A 19,180-nucleotide genomic window follows, 5' to 3' on the forward strand; every position below is an offset into this window, starting at 1 on the left:
AAATTTGAATCAACACATCAGTTTTGTCTAAAATTAGAGCATTTTTTGAAGTATACTGACAATTTTTTTTTGATATTGGTACGTTGTACGTTTACTTATAGAATAACTTACCTCCAGCAGTGTTGGCAAGGCCAAATATCGGGCGTGAGGTTGGATGTGTGTTGGCTTTGATTATTTTACTCATGCGCACAAGGCACGCTGCACATACGGCTTGAGCGACCAATTGAAACCTCTACAGCCGAATGGAATTCTTGTACAGCCTCACTATTTCACAATCACTTTATAATTGAAGATAGCGCCATTGATTTCTAGATTTAAAAAGTATACACCGGCCTTTAGTTGCGTAGTTGTTTCAATGACCTCACTAATACGACCATTGCTGTCCGCCTGAATGGATGTCTTGTAAATTTCATTGCCATCCAGTTGGTATATCGATAGTGGAACCTGTGCATGACTTCCAATCCCTGATAAGTTAATTCGGAAGGAACCTTCGCTCGGATTGGGATAGACGATAACAGCTGTTGCTAGATCCCAGGATACCCGAACCGTATTTGAAAAAGTAGTTGATCCGTCAAAATCTACCTGACTTAAGCGGTAGTAGCTGATTCCGAAGAAGGGTGAACGATCTGTGGCACGATAATCAATTTGCTCGTTGCTGTTTCCGGCACCTTTCAAAGTCTTTATTGATTCAAATTCAACACCATCCAATGACCTCTCAACTGTGAAATGATCATTGTTCAATTCAGAGGCGGTGATCCATGATAGCTCGACAGTTTCACCTGTGTGGGTGGCCGTAAATTCTTTCAATTCTACCGGCAATATGCTGGGAGAGGACCCACCGCCAACAGGGCTAAACGATGACACGCCCACAACTGAAGCAGCATAAGGATCTGATCCAGTGGCACTTATGCCACTCCCATAAACCTCCCAGTCTGTCCCATTGTAATGACTGATAAACATATTAGTTCGATCAAAATTAGTGAGCTCATGTGAGCCATCCCACTCGATCGTAAGAGTGACATCTGATCCACCTAAAGTACCTTCATCCACAAACCAGGTTCGATCGATTGCATCTGCCGTTTCCTGAACACCTGATCCAATATCACCACCAGAATAAACCGTTTCTGCCACCCTGGCACAGAAATCATCCAAAGTACCTACATTATTGATACTAATGGGGTTATAACTGGAAGTAGTGGGTCCAATGGGGAATACCCGGGTACCATCTCCATTGTCAAGACCATTCTGGCAAAGTTCTCCCGTACCATCTGTTACAAGAAATGCGGTGCTACTTCCGCCATTGATTGAGGCGGTATTTTCGATTGTAAGTGTGTTATCATTCAATGACAGATTACCTAAGGTTAGTGTAAGTTCGTTACCGACATTAGCAGCGAGTCTTAATTCTGCTGTCGATCCGGTTTTATTGATAACCACATTGTGAAAGGTCGTATTGGTTGAGCCTGTGATATCCTGTTCAATACTACCAATAAACTCAATGGTGCCACTGTTTGTGGTAAGGGTACCATCATTGATAAAGTCACCTTCCAACGTCAGTGTAAAGCCTGCCAGATCCAATGTAGCTCCAGATTCAATGTTGAGCACACCGATTGTTCTGGATTGATCCAACACCGGATAGTCCGTTAATCCGGAAGGGATTACTATGTCATTACTTACGCTTGGAACACTGCAGAAGCTCCAATTCCCTGCTTCATTCCAATTGGAGTTGCCATTTCCACCTGTCCATTGGTTTTCAGCGGTTTCTGCTTCTATGTTATAAAAATTATCCGGATCACTTTGGTTGTTGTATTCTGTTTGAATCCAACCAGAAGATCTCGCCACATCTGAGACCTTCACCTCATCAATCTGTCCATCGAATTCAACAGCATTCCATCGCGCGACCTCCAGGTTGTTAGCTGCTGTGGTAAGCGCAACCGTCGTATTATCAAATAAAGCTCCATCATAATACAACTGCACAATGCTTCCATCATAAGTCAATGCGTAATGATGCCAGCCACTTGAGCTACCACTCAATGTGAATTCATCATTATTTCCATTGTACTCAATGTCCCAATTATCGTTTGTGCCATTATCCGTATGCAGCGAGAAATCATTGGCAATGGTGCCACCCTGAAACACCCCGCCATCATCAAAGGCATCAGTTTGTGCCCATAGTTCGATCGTTCTCGTGCCAGCACCAGTCGTTTGAGGTGTAGTGCCTAAATCGATGTAATCATCCGCACCATCAAAATCAAAGCCATCCCCGACCTGTGCCACGATAACATCAGCTCCATTCATGGTTCCATTTGCCGTACCATCATTGGTGTTTCCGGTACGATCATCAACCACTGAAGTCACGCCTAAATCATCATTGAAATGATACACGCCTAAATAATTTGAATTGAAGGTTGCAGTCACGGAAGGATCTCCACCGGCAAACCCACAGTTTCCATAATACATGAATATCTCGGTGTCTGCATTCACAAACAAGGTAGGAATGCGTATCCAGGCGATATACTCACCACTGGTTCCATCGTATTTCTCTATGTCAAAATCTAAACTCATGCCATCTGCGAGCGTAAATAGGATATCATATCCATTGGCATCCTGCACCTTTCCGGAGGCTTGTGCCAGGTCCGTATCCGTAGTGCTGAAAAGAAGTGGGAAGTCTGTGTGATTGGTGCTGCCAGCTACCTGGCTATTGTCTATCGTGATTTTTTTACGGAAGGAATAATCCGCGATGAAGTCTGCTCGAACACTTATTTGAACCGTATTGGAATAAACGATACAGGTTCCATTGTCAACTTCTGCTCTGAAGTAAGTAGTCGATGTAAGACTACCTGTGTTTAAACTGTTTGAGGTTTGACCACCAATATCTGAAAACGAAGAGTTATCCGCAGAGCTTTGCCATTGAATGGTTCCGGTCTCACCCGAAAGCGTAATGTTTGTACTCGCATTAAAATCAATGGTGGTGTTGTCTGCTATAGCCGTTCCGCCATTCCCATTATAATCTTCAGTTCCAAGTGAATAGAAACTACTTGGATCATTTTGATTGTTGTATTCAGTGATGATCCAACCTTCATCCCTGGCATTATTAGAAATTCTTAATTCGTCCAATGCTCCACGATACCTTCTATTGTCTAATCTTCGTCCGATATACAGTGGGTTCGTGTTGTCACTTAAGATGTTTCCATCTGCATTGTTTGATGCTGTCAAAACTCCATCCACATACAATTTCATCCGCGGGTTAGCTGCCAGATCTGCGTCATAGGTAAGTACAAAATGGTGCCAATCCGCATCTACTGCGCCATCGTCGTATCGGAAATGTCCTGATCCTGTAGTCACTCGTTGATTAAGAGCTGCAGGGTTGGTGCCACCATCTGTTCCAAGCATGTATCGCTCCTGATTAACAGCAGGAGACTTCATAATGAATGGGGCATCCTGAGGCACAGGGAGGAAGTATCTGGCCCAGGCTTCCAAGGTTACCTGATTCGTAATATCGGTGTCGATACTGGCACTGTTAGTTACACTGATCCAACTGTCGCCATTGTCTACTCCAGTGAATCCTCTACCGTGAGAGATGATTCCGATTTCATCATCGGTGCTGCCTGCGGAGCCTTCCGTACCATCGTTGTTGTTCGATGTTGCATCCAGGAGGTTGTCTTCAAAGTGCCAAATGGCCTTGAAGTTGCTGTCCCAGGTGGTAGTAACGGATGGGTCGGTAACAACCAATGAGTTTCCGTAGTGCATGTATAGCACCGTGTTTTCCGAAGAAGAGACGGTGGGTACCCGTACCCAAGCAACGAAGTTTCCTGTTCCTGCAGTATAACTCTCAATTTCATGGTCCAGCTCGGTACCACTTTCATCAGTGAATTTGATGTCATATCCACTTGCACTTGTTACCTGCCCATTGTTTGCGGTTGTTCGTAAATCGGGATCTGTAGAGCTGAACAGCATGGGGAAGTTGCTCAGGTCTGAGCTTCCGTTCACTTTGCTAACATCGATGGTTACTTTCTTTCTGTAGCAATACCCGCTGATATAATCCGGCTGAACAGCGACAGTAGCGATCGTCGAGAATGCCTCACATCCGGTATCGGTGACTTCTGCTCTATAATAAGTGGTTGAAGTTAGATTGCCCGTGTTCAGCGTTGTTGAGGTCTCACTAGCTATATCGCTAAACGTTACATTGTCCGTTGAAGACTGCCATTGAATAGTACCTCCGCTTTCCTGACCCGTCAATGTGATGGTCGTGCTGGTATTGTAGTCTATTTCACTGGAAGAAGCGGTAGCAATGCCGCCATCATGCGGATATTCTTCCTCGCTGAAAGTATAGAAGGTGGAGGGACTGCTTTGGTTGTTGTATTCTGTAGTAACCCATCCGGCGGTATGAGCGGCTTCTGAGATCCTTAACTCATCCAATATCCCTTCAAAAAACCGGGTGCCAGTTAAATCGGCTCTGGTGCCTAAAAGCACAGCTTCACCAATTCCAGCTTCGATGTTAGTTGAGAATGCTGAGCTGAATTGCTGCACGCCATCCACATATCCGATCACATTGGTTCCATCATATACCACTACAGCGTATGACCAATCCGTGGTTGTGACTTGGCCACCCTCAAAGTTGTTACCACTGTCATTGATCCTGCCACGAAGCTCTTCATTGCTTGCACCCGCATTATTGGTACCCAACATGTAACTCTCGTCGTTATTTGCACCCTTTAGAATAAAGCCCTCATCATTGTCCAGGTCACCCTCTGTATCCACCCAGGCACTTAGTGTAATGGTATTGTCCGTGACCTGTAGACTGGCAGCATCAGGAACGGTGATATAATCGTCCGTGCCATCTAGATCAATCGCATTTCCAACTTGACCAGTCACCTGATCAGCAGTGGTCATGGTACCTTGCGGCTGACCATCGTTATTATTGCTCGTTGCATCTAATATGGATCCCGCAACATCTCCATTGGGATCTTCTTCCAGGTGCCAAACGGCTACATAGTCACTGTTCCAGGTGGCCGTTGTGGATGGATCTCCAGATACGCCAGAGTTACCATAGTACATGTAAATTTCCGTGTCTGAATTGTAAGAGACTGTAGGTACGTTCACCCATGCCACAAAGGCGCCTGTAGTCGCTGAGTACGAACTGATTTCATGGTTAAGGCCGGTGGTTCCATCTGACGAGGTAAAGGTTATGTCGTATCCATTTGCGTCTTCTACATTGCCATTATTGGCAACCGTCCGAAGATCTGAGTCCGTCACAGTGATCAACACTGGAAAGTTGGTTAAATCTGCAGACCCGCTCACCTGATCACTACCGATCGTCACCTTTTTGCGGTAGCAATAGCCACTGGCAAAAGGAGGGAGGACGGTAACTGTAGCAGTTGTTGATAATACCTGGCAAGCGCCAGTGCCCACTTTCACACGGTAATAGGTGGTGGCTGTCAAAACACCGGTACTCAGTGAGGTACCTGTTTCTCCGCCGACATCAGAGAAGCTAACATTGTCTGAAGATGATTGCCATTGCAAAGGGGTCGTGTTTTGCCCGCTTAAGGTGATGGTAGTTGATTCTCCTGAACGTATGGTGCTTTCAGATGCAGTAGCTGTGCCACCTTCAGGTACCGGAGTTCCACATTGTTCTTCTGTGCCCACTGTGGTTACAAACCCAGTAGGATCATCTTCAATGTTAAATTGAGTCAGAATCCAATTGGCAGATCGGGCCACATCAGAAACACGAGCCTCTTGTAGCTGGCCATTAAAATCTCTACCACCTCCTGGTATGTTTCCGATGGTCGCAAAGTTCGTTTCCGATGGTTCTCCTGTTATTGCAAGATTTGAACCCGTAAGCGCACCTGTTTCGACTTCTGTACCGTTCAAATACACTCTTACGGTGTTATCAGACGCATCCCAGGTGTAGGAAGCCAAATACCACGTTCCCGTATTGTAGGCGACAGGATTATCATCGTCATCGATTTCAGCATCATTGTCCGCTCCACCATTGTTTACATTGGTCCGACTCCCAATGGTACCACCAGATTGTCGTAGGAGCCACGTTTCATCATCCGCTCCCGTGCCCCAGCATTTACCAAAGACCCGATCATCACCGCCATCATCTGGGTTAATCCATACTTGCACGGTAAATGAAGTCCAGGAATCGTCATTGATCGCCTGGAGGCGGATACGATCGTCCGTTCCATCAAAATCTTGCGCAAAACCAAACTTACCTGTTGTTTGGGTAGGAGTAGAGCCACTGTTCCCACTATTTGGTAATCCACCACCCGTTCCATTAATGGCATTGGGAGATGAATCCACGAACTCATCTGTGGAGCCATTACCGGATTCCTGAAGGTGTAGCACCGCCTGAAAATCATTGCTCCAGGTACCCGTAGAAGAAGGATCTGTTGATGCATCACCTTTGCCGTAATACATGTAGATGGTTTTGTCCGTGGCATTGGTGAGGTCTGTCTTTACATACCCTCTGTAAGCGCCTGTGCCACTGGTGTAGGAAAGCATTTCATGGTCTAATAGCGTGATGCCATCAGTGTCCGTAAAAACAATATCATAGCCATCAGCGCGTGCACTTGCTGCTAATTGTGCATCAGAGGCAAGTTCATAAAGCAAAGGAAAATCTGTATGCGTACCACTTATCTCAGTACCGTCCAGGGTGATTTCTTTTCGGTATTCATAGCCAGAAAGCCATGATTGAGCGTAGATGGGGATTAAAACCAAAACTAATCCACAAGCAAGGATTGCCTTAGTAAACAAGTTGTAGCGAAGCATGAATTTTGACGGTTATATCAACGATTATATCATTCAATATATCACTATATTAAGAAATATCTTAATTTATTCGATCAACTGACGAAGGTTGAAATTGAAATAATCTGACTTAGCGCTTTTAAAATACAGATTGTTAGTTAATGGTTTTGTATTTTTTTTACAAAGAAAGTAGCCTGGGAGATTGGCCGATAGGCGACTATAGCTTGCGTTTATCTAATAGTCGGTCTGATTTGTACATTAAAATTTAATCCATAGTGTCAGTTTTGAAGAGATAAGCAGTCTTTAGTATAGAATATTCTAAATCTATTGGAAGTTTGAAGGCCAAATGATAAAGTTACTGGCCATTTGAACGGAGGTTTCTGCAAACTATTCAAATGACAAAAAAAGAATTTTTAAGTCTATTTCTGCCTCTCAAAAATCAATGGTACAGGTATGCCATTTGGAAACTGAAAGACCCGTTGGAGAGCGAGGAGATAGTTCAGGATCTGTATTTAAAACTTTGGGAAATAAGGAATAAACTAAGTCATCTTGATAGCGTCGAATCCTATTCCTTTATGGTCCTCAAAAATCTGTGTATAGATCGAATAAAGCGAATGAAAGTGCTGACTGTCGATCTTGATTATCTACCGTCGACACCAGAGAGTCCAGCACATGATGCCTTGGAATTGCAAGATGCAAATGAAATGCTTGCTGAAATCATTAGTCAATTACCTGAAAACCAGCAGCTTATTCTTCAGCTTAAAAATGTTGAGGGCCACTCCATCAGTGACATTGCGGTTAAACTTGGCCTAAAGAAAAATACGGTTGAAGTAAACCTTTCAAGAGCGCGAAAAAAGATAAGAAGTCAATACAAAAAAATGTTGAACTCATGAAAAAAGATGAATTGCTACATAAATATTACGAGGGGAAAACAACGACTGACGAAGAGAAATCCTTGAGAAAGACCCATGGAGACAAGCTCTATGAGAATGAGATGAAATTCTATGCCTTTTCTAAGGCGCAGGAACTCCCGGATTCATTTGATACAAAAGTCGAGCACTTAATTTTTCACTCAAAACCATCACTTCTTCTAAGGTGGAATATGGTCTATAAGATTGCGGCAGCAATTGTACTGGGCTTCTTCATTGGCTATCTTATCAAAGGTCAGGAGAACCGAAAAATTCATTCAGAAATTGCTTCAATTCAAAAGACTTTGGCAATTGCCTTGGTTGATCAACAATCTGTTCACTTAAAACTAAAGGCACTTGAAATAGCCAGTGAATTGCCCTCCCTGGAGGAAGGTCTTTCACGTTCGTTAGTCAACATGCTGAACACGGATGAAAGTGTTAATATCCGGTTGGCTGCAGCGGAAACTCTCGCGGCATTTCAAGGAAATGACAGGGTTAAAGCAGAGTTTTTGAAAGGATTGCAATCTCAAGAATCATTCTTGGTCAAAGCCATACTGCTTAAATACCTGATCAGTATGGATGATCCAAAAATCATAGAAGAATTGAGAGAAATGATTGAAAATCAACCGATTGATCATGAATTGAAAGGTCAAATTCAGGAAATTATTGAGCTATGAAAAGAATAAAGATTATTGCATTGGGTCTCTTTTGCCTGGTTGTTGAAAGCACTGTTGTAGGCCAAAATATTGATGCCAAGGAACCAAACGTTGTGGGAAAATTTCAAATACAACTCACCAAACCTTGGCTGCATGGCCTATTGAATGTGAAGACTACCTATAGTCGTATTTCAGTAGAAACGCACAAATTGGACTACATCAAGGTAGAGGTAATAGACTTGCAAAGTGCGGTTGATCGCTATCGCGATTTGAGTCCCAGTAGATGGGATGCTCAAGAAGTCCCATTTTTTTATTCAGAAAATGAGAATGAAGTTGTCATTAAAGAAACGGCAGAAGACACCACTGGCCTTCTCCTGAGAATTAAGGTGCCTGAAAGCTTTTCAGCGAAGCTAGATTCAGAGGGAGAAAGCATTTTTGTTTTTGACCTGGCGGGTCAGGTTGAGGCGGTAACAATCACAAGTGATATCACGCTTACTAGAATCTCAGGATCGACCGTGGTAAACTCGGAATCTGGGAACATCAACGCATCCTATAAAGATGTTTCTTCTCGGTATCCCCATGCTTTAAGTACCACAAAGGGGAATATAAAACTTGTGCTTCCTTCCCATTCATCTACTCACGTATTTGTGAGCTATGAACATGGTAAAGTAGCAAGTGAATTTAGTTTTTTCAGAAAAGGAAAATCTGAACGAGGAGACAATTTTGCCGGGATTAAAATTGGCTCAGGAGAAGCATCCATAGGTCTTACCACTTACTACGGTGATGTAAACATTTATAAGAACTAGTTATGAAAATTTAATGGAGGAGTGGAGCACTCTTTCGCCACTAATGCCAAGAGAAGAATTACCATGCTACAGTGAGGAACTTTGGTAGCAGGGCAAGAGAATGGTAAATGTGTGCGATTTCATGTGAAATAAACATTCTTCTCGCAAAGCGTTTTAGTATGCGTTATATTAGGAATACTTAATCGTCAATGCCACATATTCAATTAGAAACCAGAATAAGCGCTCCAATAGATCGATGCTTTGACTTATCAAGGAGTATTGATCTACATAAGATTTCTACAGCGCACACGAATGAAGAAGCGATTGATGGCGTTACAACTGGCCTCATAAGTTTGAATGAGTCAGTGACCTGGAGAGCGAAACATTTTGGGGTTTATCAGACATTAACCACAAAAATCACAGAATTCAACAGCCCAAGCCTCTTTGTTGATGAAATGGTCAAAGGAGCTTTTAAGGGATTTCGACACCAGCATCATTTTGAATCCATCGAGAATGGAACACTGATGACTGACATATTCGATTATCAATCACCGTTTGGACTTCTGGGTAAACTGGTCGATATGATTATTTTAAAACGCTACATGACCAAGCTTTTGACCAAACGAAATGAGACGATCAAAGAATTTGCTGAGTCTGATAAATGGAAGCTTGTTTTAACCTGAATACAATATTATGTTAAGTAGAACTCAATCTGCGCTCAGCGCCAAAGAGGAGGGCGAACATGTTATTAAATTTTCCTTGAATAAGGAAATACACCCAAAACCTTGCACCTCTATCTATGTCATTTTCAAATCCAAATTTCCACGGACTCCAAGATTCTGGATAAGCGAAGCTTTCAATATTTATAAAGAGGATGCCCCAGACAGCAATTCCCCGTAGGAAGTCCAGAGACGGTATTCTATTTGCTTGACTGATTGGCCTTATGGCATTCATCTTAAAACAGAATTATTTATTTCCACTGATAGCCATCTTTCAAGGGCCGATACTAACCTTTCTCTTTCTATGTCGGTCATTTGCGCTATTCGAGCTGACCCATGATGCTTCCCTTTCATTATGAACCATTCGGAATCTACCTGATCACTCTGTGGTACTGCTGCTGCTGACCAAGGATCCATGGCCCCATAGATATAAATGAAATTATGTCCATGTTGTTGTAGCCATATGCGAACATCATTTAATAAACCTTGATTGAACACTGTGGGTAGCCCTTTTGGAGGAAAAATACACATAGGGTTTTGAGATGTTGGCAATTCAGTTAGAAGACCTTCAAAATCGTTCGTTTCATACCCATAGTAGCCAAGCTCTGTTGCGATCTGGTAATTATGGGATTCGCTTTTTTGAAGCGACTCATCACTGAACCAAAGGGGAGAGGATACCAAAAGGAAGTACTTAAAAATCTCCGTAATTGGAGCATCATCCCCCGGTATTTTATCGCAGTTTTCACCCCTTTGCCAGAAGGCAAACGAGTATTCCATTACAGCATACTCAAATGCTTTGTTTAGTGAAATGCGCTCAAAAGACTGATTGGACGCCTCCGCAGAACTATCCAAAAGAGGGAGTATTTCGCTTCTTCGATCAAGCAATCGGCGCTGGAAAGCTTCAATTCCCGAACGACATTCCTCGGTTCCCACTGTATCAAGAAAATGATAAATCCTTTTTTCATCATAGGAACGTTTGATTGGGGCAACATAAGGAATACTAACTACTACATCTTCTGGGTAGAAGTATCGATAGAAAATAGTTGTCACACCGCCCTTGCTACCCCCCGTGCTCACCCATTGACCTGCATAAAGTTCTGAAAAGAGTTGCTTAATGCGATGCAGGTCAGCAGTTGCTTGTTGCATATTCAAATAGCGATAATTCACTGAGTCAGGTATGCTGTTACCGTAGTATCTGTGCTCCACAACAAGTTGATTGGCATTTAGGAGCTTAGTCGGTTCATATATTCTTTTTTGAAAGGCTTTATAACCTTCAGTGGCTATTACAGTGGTACTCTTCAATCCTTTATGGGAAAGAAATAGATGTTGGTGGAAGAATCCTTTAGTAGCATCTGAATGATCCAACGGCTGTTTGATTCGAATCTCATAGGTAGATTCAAAAGTAGGATTAGTCTCAACCTTTCGAAAAGTGGCGTCTGGAAGACCTGTCAAAAAATCTTCCAGGTTGTCCTCTTGTCCATAAATAGAGAAAGTAAATAGGAAAGACAAGAGTGAAAATGATAAAACTTTGTTCATGGATTTAACTATATATCGTTTCGTCAATCAGTCAGCATATGTTCGCTGATTCAATCTTGCTCACTAACGCGCAGGGAATACTCATTCATCTCTAAGAGCACTAATTGGGTTTGTCATGATGGCTTTTAGTACCTGCGAAATAGTTGTCATCAATGCTATTACAGTCATTAAGCCGATCGCTGCAACGAAAAACCACCATTTCAGATAAATACGGTAAGCAAATTGGTCAAGCCAATTATTGATCAATAGGGTAGAGGCAACAATTCCCAAAACGGAGGCTACCGCTATGGGGAAGATAAAGTCTTTGGATACGGCTCCTGCAATGGCTCCTGACGATGCACCCAACACTTTTCTTATACCCATCTCTTTCGATTTTCTTTCCACTACAAAGCTTACCAGGCCGAACAAACCTAAACTGGAAATGAGGATAGCCAATCCTGCAGCGTACTTTGTAAGGGAACTTATTTTAGTCTCGGACTCATACATCGCTGCCTGGTCTTGATCGTGGAAAGAATATTCAAAAGCAAAGCCAGGATTTAATGTGGCATATAGGTTATCAATTTCTGATAAGGTTTCCTGAAGTTGATTGGGGTTGATTTTGATTGCCAATTTCATATACCAGTCGTTTGTATTCAGAAGAAAGAAAGTAGGCTTTATCTGCTCATGTAATGACTGAAAATGAAAATCCTCCGTTACTCCAATAATTTCGTATGCTGTTTCACCAACCGTGAATTTCTTTTCCACGGCATTTTGAACTCCCATGAGTTCTTTTGTCGCCCGATTGATCACCACTTTGGAGGTTTCATCTCCAAATTCTTTAGAGAAGAAGCGTCCTTCATGCAGTCGGACTTCAAGCAGCTCCAACATGTCATGCCCTACATGTCCATATTCAAACCATACCTCTTCCTCCGGATCTTTGCCTTGCCAGGTCATGTTTGACCCTGATCGTTGAGCTCCGAAAAGTGCATGTGAAACTCCATCAGCCTTCTCTACGCCTGAAATTTGTCTTACCTCAGAAAGGAATGCCTGCTGTTTGCTGCCATTCATTCCCGTGGTTCCGAAATTGATGATATAGTCATTTTCATAACCCAGACTCTTGGTCTGGATGAAATGCATTTGCTGATAAATAACCAGTACCGACACAAGCAATATCAGCGAAATGCCAAATTGAAATACGACCAGTCCTTTTCTAAACAATTGATCTTTAGACGAGGCTAAAAATGGCCCTTTCAATACTTTCAGTGGGCTAAATCCTGAGAGATACAGCGCTGGGTAGCTTCCCGAGAGAAGCCCGGTAAATAGTATGATTCCAAGGAAACCAATAGTTGTTGGATAATTAAAAGGGATCTCAATTCTTTGATCCAGCAGATTTTCGAAAAAGGGAAGAAGTAGGAAGGCGAGGATCATTGCAGACACTCCAGCTGCCAGGCTTATTAGACAGGATTCAGTCAGGTATTGCGAAATGAGTGACTTCCGTAGTGCACCCATTGTCTTACGAACCCCAATTTCCTTCGTCCTTAATGCCGCGCGTGCCGTGGATAGGTTCATGAAGTTGATACATGCAATGATCAATACCAAAAGCCCAATGACAATGAACAATCGCACCAACTCAATTCGACCTCCAACTGGCTGACCATTTTCATACTGACTCTCCAGGTAATAGCCAGCGAAATCGATGATGAAAGCAGGATCTCCTTCAAAATCAGGATAGGTGGCTCGCGTATAATCATGGATTTTCTGATTGACTATCTGAGGGGAAGCTCCATCAGTAAGTTTGAGAAAAGTCCTCGCACTTCTGGTTCTTCTTAGTCGATCGCCCATTCTCTTTTCGAAAACATCGAAACTTAAAACGTAATCAAATTGCTCGGACGAGTTTTTGGGTAAGTCACGGAATATGCCTGTCACCACCAATGGTTCTTCCATGCTGTACCATCTCCAAACAAGTGGATTACCAATTACATCTCTACTTCCAAACAGTTTAATCGCCATACTTTCTGATAGCACAATGGCGTTGGGAGCATTTAATACAGTTGATGCTTCTCCTGAAGTGAGTGGATAGGAAAAAAGATCAAAGAATTTTTTAGTGCCGAATTCACCACGGGTGGAAAATGCTTTTTCCTCAATGGATAGATTTGAAACAAGAGGCCCAAATGCACTGTGCACAGCATAATCGATTTCTGGAATGGCTTCCTCCAACTCCGACGCAAAATAAGGATTGGTGTTTAGCAATGTTTTACTGCCACCATTATCCGAAACCAAACGATAGATTTGACCATCATTTTCATGAAATCGATCGACACTTAACTCATGATTAACCCATAGATAGATAAAGAGTACGGTTACCAAACCACCAACCAAACCTATGTAATTAATCAAGAATGATGTTTTATGTCTTTTGAAACTTCTTAATGAAACTTTTAGGTTGTGCGAAAGCATATTCGTCGTTTTTCTACTTTGAGTATTGGAGTGCTTCAGTATTCTGGGTCTGATGAGTTTTAAAACATCGACCCAGAGGAGTAGGTGTGCTGGTCTATTTTTTGAAATCCTCCTTTCAAACTGTTCTAGTAAATCGCCCTCAATTTCCTCCAGATATTCTTCTTTACAGAATAGCCGAAGTAAGCGGAGTGGATATTTAAGAGGCGTGTTATTCATCTTTAAGTGACTCGGCAGGGTTCATGGATGCAGCACGTATGGTTTTGCTACTTACAGTCATGCCAGCTATGGTCATAGCTATGAGTGCAGCAGTTCCAAAATACCACCATTGCAAATCGATTCTGTAAGCGAAGCTTTCCAGCCATTGATAGCCAAATAGATAGCTTATTGGGATAGCAATGACGCAAGCGATAAGCACCATCAAGCCAAACTCCCATGAAAGAGCCAGTACAAGTCCGCTTACCCTTGCTCCCAGAACTTTCCGTATCCCAATTTCTTTGGTTTTTGTTTCAACTACGTATGAAGCCAAACCGAATAGCCCCATACAACTGATGAAGATAGCAAGTAATGCAAATGTGCTGGATAGGTTTCTAACTTGAGATAGAGAAGAGAATTTGGTAAGATATTTTTGGTAAGTCAGATCAAATCCAAATGGTACATTAGGCAGAATTCCTGCGAAGACGTCTTCAATTTTGGCTACTGCCGTTGGTATTGAGGTATTTTCGGCAAGTCTTATTTGTATCCACTGTGTTTCTTCTACATCTATCACATAAACCGCAGGTCTGATTTCCTGAAAAGGATCTTCTAGAATCAGATCATCAACTACCCCTATGATGCGATAATCTTTTCGATTCCTGGATAGGATTTTACCCACAGGGTCTTTTATCCCCATGTATTTAACAGCGGATTGATTGATGATAAATGCCTTTTCATCAGACTTTTTTGCAGTAAAATCACGGCCTGACAAGATGTTCCATTGTACCGTTTTTCCAAATGATGGTGTCACTTCATAGAAAATGAAGTTTGTCAGTAGTTGTGGGTCTTTTCCTTCCCAATCAAATCCTCCATAAACCTTATTGGGCTCTGTCAGTGAGCTGGAAGATTGGGACACTGAGGCGACTACACCGCTTTTCAGAAGTTCATCGGCGATGACCTGCTGCTTGTTGCTGTAGTCTTGGTGATAGGCTTTGACCGAGAGCAAGTTCTCCGCTTCATAACCCATAGGTCGGTCCATACTATGATCAATTTGCTGGTTCACTACGATGGTAGCAGCTATCAAGGTGATACTTATAGAAAACTGAGTGACCACTAATACTCTTCTAAAAGTCTTGGCTCGTTTACCTGTCGAGAAAGTCATTTTCAGAGCTTTTATGGGAGAGAAACTGGAAAGGTAAATAGCAGGATAGCTTGCAGAAATAAGGCTGGTAAATACAATGAAACAAATTGCTGATAACCAGAAAAAGGGTTCGGTAATAGGAAAAGAAATATGTTTATCTGCTAGCTGATTGAACGGTGCAAGAGCCAAAGAACAAATACCTATGGAGAGAATAAAAGCAAAAAGTATAATCACCAGTGATTCGATAAAGAACTGACTCACAAGTTGTAATCGATGAGAACCCATCGATTTTCGGATGCCAACCTCTTGCGCACGTTTTTCGGCCTGCGCAGTACTTAAGTTCATAAAGTTGATGCAAGCGAGCAGTAATATGAATATCCCAATGAATCCAAACATCCAAACATAAGTGATTGCGCCACCGGTTTGTACTCCATTCTCCCAGTTACTCTTGAGATGCCAGTCTTCCATGGGTTGAAGGAATACTTTAGGATCTGCCTGTTTGTCATAATCACTCGCATGGTCGTAGATCAAATTTTCAATTTTTCTGTCTACGTCCTCCCTCGTTGCGTGATGGGCAAGCTGTACGAAAACCTGAACAAAATTGCTTCCCCAATTTGCGCTCTTTTTAGCTCTCATGATCCAATCTTGAGTAGTGACATAGCCATCGAAATTGGCAATAAAGGAAAGTCCATGAAAGCTAGACTGCTGAGGAATTTCTTCGAAAATACCTGTGATGGTCATCGTGACTTCTCCATCAATGACTATTGGTTTCCCGATAGGGTCATTAGAGCCAAATAGCGCTTTAGCTGATCGTTCTGAGATAATCACGCTAAAGTGATTCGATAACGATTCATGCGAACCTTTTACCATAGTAAGATCTAATAATTTGGGAGCATCAGCCCCCATAAAATTGCCTTCCAGATACAATTGCTTTTCTTGAGTATCTACCAATGAGGAAGATTGAAACCCCGAAACAACTACATGCTCAAAATCTTCACCATAGATAGTACTTAATTCTTCCACGATAGGGATAGGTAGGGCAAACCTCACGGCAGTTTCTCCACCAATCGTTCTTTTTTTGAGTACCCTCGCTACCTTATCTGAGTTTCTATTGTGCTTGTCAAAGGATAGCTCATCATTGATCCAAAGACCAATAAGTATAAATGCAGCTAGCGCGATAGCTAAACCTCCTACATTGATGAATGAGTGAGATTTATTGCGAATGAGATTTCTATATCCGACTTTAAAATAATTTTTAAACATACCGTAATAGTTGAGTTTTCCGCCATTGGCGGGTTTTATTAATGCTGCGCGAAGAAGTTTCAGGACTTCCAGTGTCATACGCCACTTAGAAGGTCGTTTCTCGAATCGTTCCAGAAGATCTCCTTCTATTTCCTCCAGGTATTCTGGTTTGCAGAATAACCGAAGTAATCGGAGCGGATATTTAGGTGGTGTATTATTCATCCCTCAATGATTCAACAGGGTTAGCATGTGATACTTTTCTCGTTAATAATCCTACGATGACAAATGCCGGAATAAGAATACAGAAGCCGGAAAAAGCGAACAATCGCCAGTCCAGTGATATCCGGTAGGCAAATCCCTCCAGCCAATCAGACATGACGAAATAGCCAATAGGAAAGGCAATGAGCGTAGCTACTATCAATAATTGAATGTAATCCAGCGATAGTAGTCTGAATATGTTTAGAACGGAAGCACCTAATATCTTGCGAATCCCAACCTCCTTCGTTTTTCTTTCTACATTGTAGGCGACCAAAGAAATCAGTCCCAGAAGGGATATAGCGATAGAAACAATGGTAAAGTAGAAGGAGAGTTCTTTGACCAATAGCTCATTTTGATATTTTGCATTGAAGATGTCGTCAACAAATCGATACCAGAAGGCTCTATCCGGATTGTTATATGTTCTGAATGCCTCTTCCAGAGATAGAATCGCTTCTTTTTGCATACCAGGTTTGGAGCGCGCCAAAATCATCCAGCTAAACTTCATTCTGTTGCGGATGATCAATGGTTCAATAGCTCTATGAAGAGACGCATTGTGAAAGTCTTTCATCACACCGACGATGTTTCCCTGGTGATTTGAAAAGCCTATTTTCTTACCGATAGGGTCATGCAGACCCATGAGCTCCAGAGCGGTCTCATTGATGATATAGTTATTCGTATCGGATTGAAGTTCCCAATCAAAGTTTCTTCCCTCTTTTATCTCAATCTCCATCGTTGGGATAAAATCAGGATTGGCTTGCATGTATCGAAATTCCAGTTTCTCTGACTGATCCTTGCCTTCCCATATCACCCCTGATGTAGCATTTTTCACGTCAATTAGCAGCTGATCTACCATTGTTACATTTTCTATTCCCGGCTTATTGAGTAAATACTTTTTGTAGTCCATATACTCTCTTACAGGATCCATGTCGTAGGAAAAGGTTCGGATGAGGTTACTGCGATTCAGCCCTATGTTTTTATGTTGAATGTAGCTCACCTGCTGGTAGACGGTGAGAGCACCAATGATCATCACCAATGTGATGACAAATTGGAAAACTACGAGTGCTCTTCTGAATCCATTTCGTTCTTGAGGTAAGACATTCCCCGATTTTAGCAGAGAGATGCTTTTGAAAGATGAAAGAAAAAAGGATGGATAGATCCCGGCGAGAAAGCCTTGGATTAGAATGAATATGACAATGAACAGAATTGATTTCCATGAATACCACGAAATGTCAAATTCTTTATTAGTCAGCTGCTCAAATTGTGAGAATAGTAGGATTACCAGGATTATTGCTAAACAGGCAGATAGGGCAGTAATCATTATAGACTCCATCTGAAATTGTATCCGGATATTTCCTTTGGAGGCTCCAAGCACTTTCCGAACTCCCGTTTCCTTTGCTCTTTTGGTGGCCCTGGCTGTGGTGAGATTCATGAAATTAATACTTGCCAAAATCAAAACAAGTACGGCAGTGACGGACAGCAACCGCACATAATCAACGCGCCCACCAGTAATCGTACCATTCTCGTATCTGTTATATAGATACATATCCTCATAAGACTGCAGGAAGACTTCACGACTGGTTTTAAACTCCCCGGCTCGGTGATCATTTATTGCTTCTTTGAGTGTAAGATTAGCCTCTGACAGACTTACTCCACTTTTTAACTTCACATAAAGCTGACTTGAGGTAGTTTGCCAACTTTTAAAGAAAGGCCTCTTTTTAAGCAGGTTAGTGAAAGGAACAACAAAGTCAAATTTGACTGTGCTACGTCTAGGTTGATTTTCATAGACTCCCACCAGTTTAAATGTCTCTTCTTGGTCATTTACCATGAACTTTCCTACCACATTTTGTTCTGTCCAGTCTTTACCAAAGTAGATTTCGGCTACACTTTCAGAAATTGCCAATGCGTTGGCATTATCAAACATTTCTTTGAAGCCTCCCTTCAAAAAGTTGATCTCAAATAGGTCGAATACTTCAGGGGTAGCATCTATACCGTCCCATTCCACCATATCTTCACCGACTTGAAACGCCATCCAGTTTCCTCTCGATAATGCGGTTGAAGATTCAATGATTGGATACTTTTCGTCCAAAACAACTTTGAGTGGAAATGATGAATAACGATAGGTATGGATCTCTCCATTCGTCTGTATTTCAGAGTTTAGAAGGTTGCAAACTCTGTCTCCGCTGGTTAAATGCGAATTGAATTTTAGCTCATCAGAAAGCCATAGAAAAATAAAGAAGCAACAGGCAATCCCTATAGATAGACCTGTAAGATTCATCAATGTAAAAGCTTTCTCTCGTTTAATGAATCGCACAGATGTTCTCATCTGATTCCTGAACATTCCATATCGGTTCATTCGAAAAGTACCTCCAATGTCTCTGATAATGCGTTGACGAAACAGCTTGACGACTTCAAGAGTAAGCCTCCAACTTGAAGGTCTTTTTTTAAATCTTTCGAGCAGGTCGCCTTCGATTTCTTCGAGATAATCCGGTTTGCAGAATAGGCGGAGAATTCGAAATTGCCATAAACTTCTATTTTCTTTCATTATTGAGTAGGGGGT

Annotated in this window: 10 protein-coding genes; 4 read left to right on the forward strand and 6 right to left on the reverse strand. The window is 42.1% G+C overall.

What is annotated here, in order from left to right:
* Positions 1-264: 264 nt before the first annotated feature.
* On the reverse strand, positions 265-6,771 hold the full coding sequence (locus ABJF57_RS05970) for a DUF2341 domain-containing protein (protein ID WP_462233356.1): 6,507 nt from the start codon (positions 6,769-6,771) through the stop codon (positions 265-267).
* 374 nt (positions 6,772-7,145) lie between these two features.
* On the opposite strand from ABJF57_RS05970, the gene ABJF57_RS05975 reads away from it, so the two are divergent.
* The 4 genes from ABJF57_RS05975 (at position 7,146) to ABJF57_RS05990 (ending at position 9,782) form a co-directional block, all read left to right on the forward strand.
* Positions 7,146-7,643: an RNA polymerase sigma factor gene (locus tag ABJF57_RS05975; protein ID WP_462233358.1), complete on the forward strand. Its 498-nt coding sequence runs from the start codon at positions 7,146-7,148 to the stop codon at positions 7,641-7,643.
* Positions 7,640-8,335: a HEAT repeat domain-containing protein gene (locus tag ABJF57_RS05980; RefSeq protein WP_462233360.1), complete on the forward strand. Its 696-nt coding sequence runs from the start codon at positions 7,640-7,642 to the stop codon at positions 8,333-8,335. The genes ABJF57_RS05975 and ABJF57_RS05980 overlap by 4 nt, the downstream gene beginning before the upstream one ends.
* The gene (locus ABJF57_RS05985) at positions 8,332-9,120 is read left to right on the forward strand and encodes a DUF4097 family beta strand repeat-containing protein (protein WP_462233362.1); all 789 of its coding nucleotides are present in this window, start codon (positions 8,332-8,334) and stop codon (positions 9,118-9,120) included. The genes ABJF57_RS05980 and ABJF57_RS05985 overlap by 4 nt, the downstream gene beginning before the upstream one ends.
* Positions 9,121-9,308: 188 nt before the next feature.
* Entirely contained in the window at positions 9,309-9,782 is a 474-nt protein-coding gene (locus ABJF57_RS05990) for an SRPBCC family protein (RefSeq protein ID WP_462233364.1), read from the forward strand.
* A 13-nt stretch (positions 9,783-9,795) separates the two neighbouring features.
* Here ABJF57_RS05990 and ABJF57_RS05995 read toward each other — a convergent pair whose 3' ends face one another.
* The 5 genes from ABJF57_RS05995 to ABJF57_RS06015 form a co-directional block, all read right to left on the reverse strand.
* Positions 9,796-10,053, reverse strand: coding sequence for a hypothetical protein (locus ABJF57_RS05995; protein WP_462233366.1), 258 nt, complete (start codon positions 10,051-10,053; stop codon positions 9,796-9,798).
* Positions 10,050-11,354, reverse strand: a complete 1,305-nt coding sequence (locus ABJF57_RS06000) for a S28 family serine protease (protein WP_462233367.1) — start codon at positions 11,352-11,354, stop codon at positions 10,050-10,052. The genes ABJF57_RS05995 and ABJF57_RS06000 overlap by 4 nt, the downstream gene beginning before the upstream one ends.
* 81 nt (positions 11,355-11,435) lie before the next feature.
* Complete coding sequence (locus ABJF57_RS06005; protein ID WP_462233369.1) at positions 11,436-14,006, reverse strand: ABC transporter permease; 2,571 nt, start codon at positions 14,004-14,006, stop codon at positions 11,436-11,438.
* A complete protein-coding gene (locus ABJF57_RS06010; protein ID WP_462233371.1) occupies positions 13,999-16,587 on the reverse strand; it encodes an ABC transporter permease in 2,589 nt (862 codons plus the stop codon). Before ABJF57_RS06010 ends, ABJF57_RS06005 begins: the two co-directional genes overlap by 8 nt.
* Positions 16,580-19,165, reverse strand: coding sequence for an ABC transporter permease (locus ABJF57_RS06015; protein WP_462233373.1), 2,586 nt, complete (start codon positions 19,163-19,165; stop codon positions 16,580-16,582). Before ABJF57_RS06015 ends, ABJF57_RS06010 begins: the two co-directional genes overlap by 8 nt.
* Between the last annotated feature and the right edge of the window lie 15 nt (positions 19,166-19,180).

Source organism: Ekhidna sp. (assembly GCF_039940915.1).
In the GTDB taxonomy this organism is placed as follows: Bacteria; Bacteroidota; Bacteroidia; order Cytophagales; family Cyclobacteriaceae; genus Ekhidna.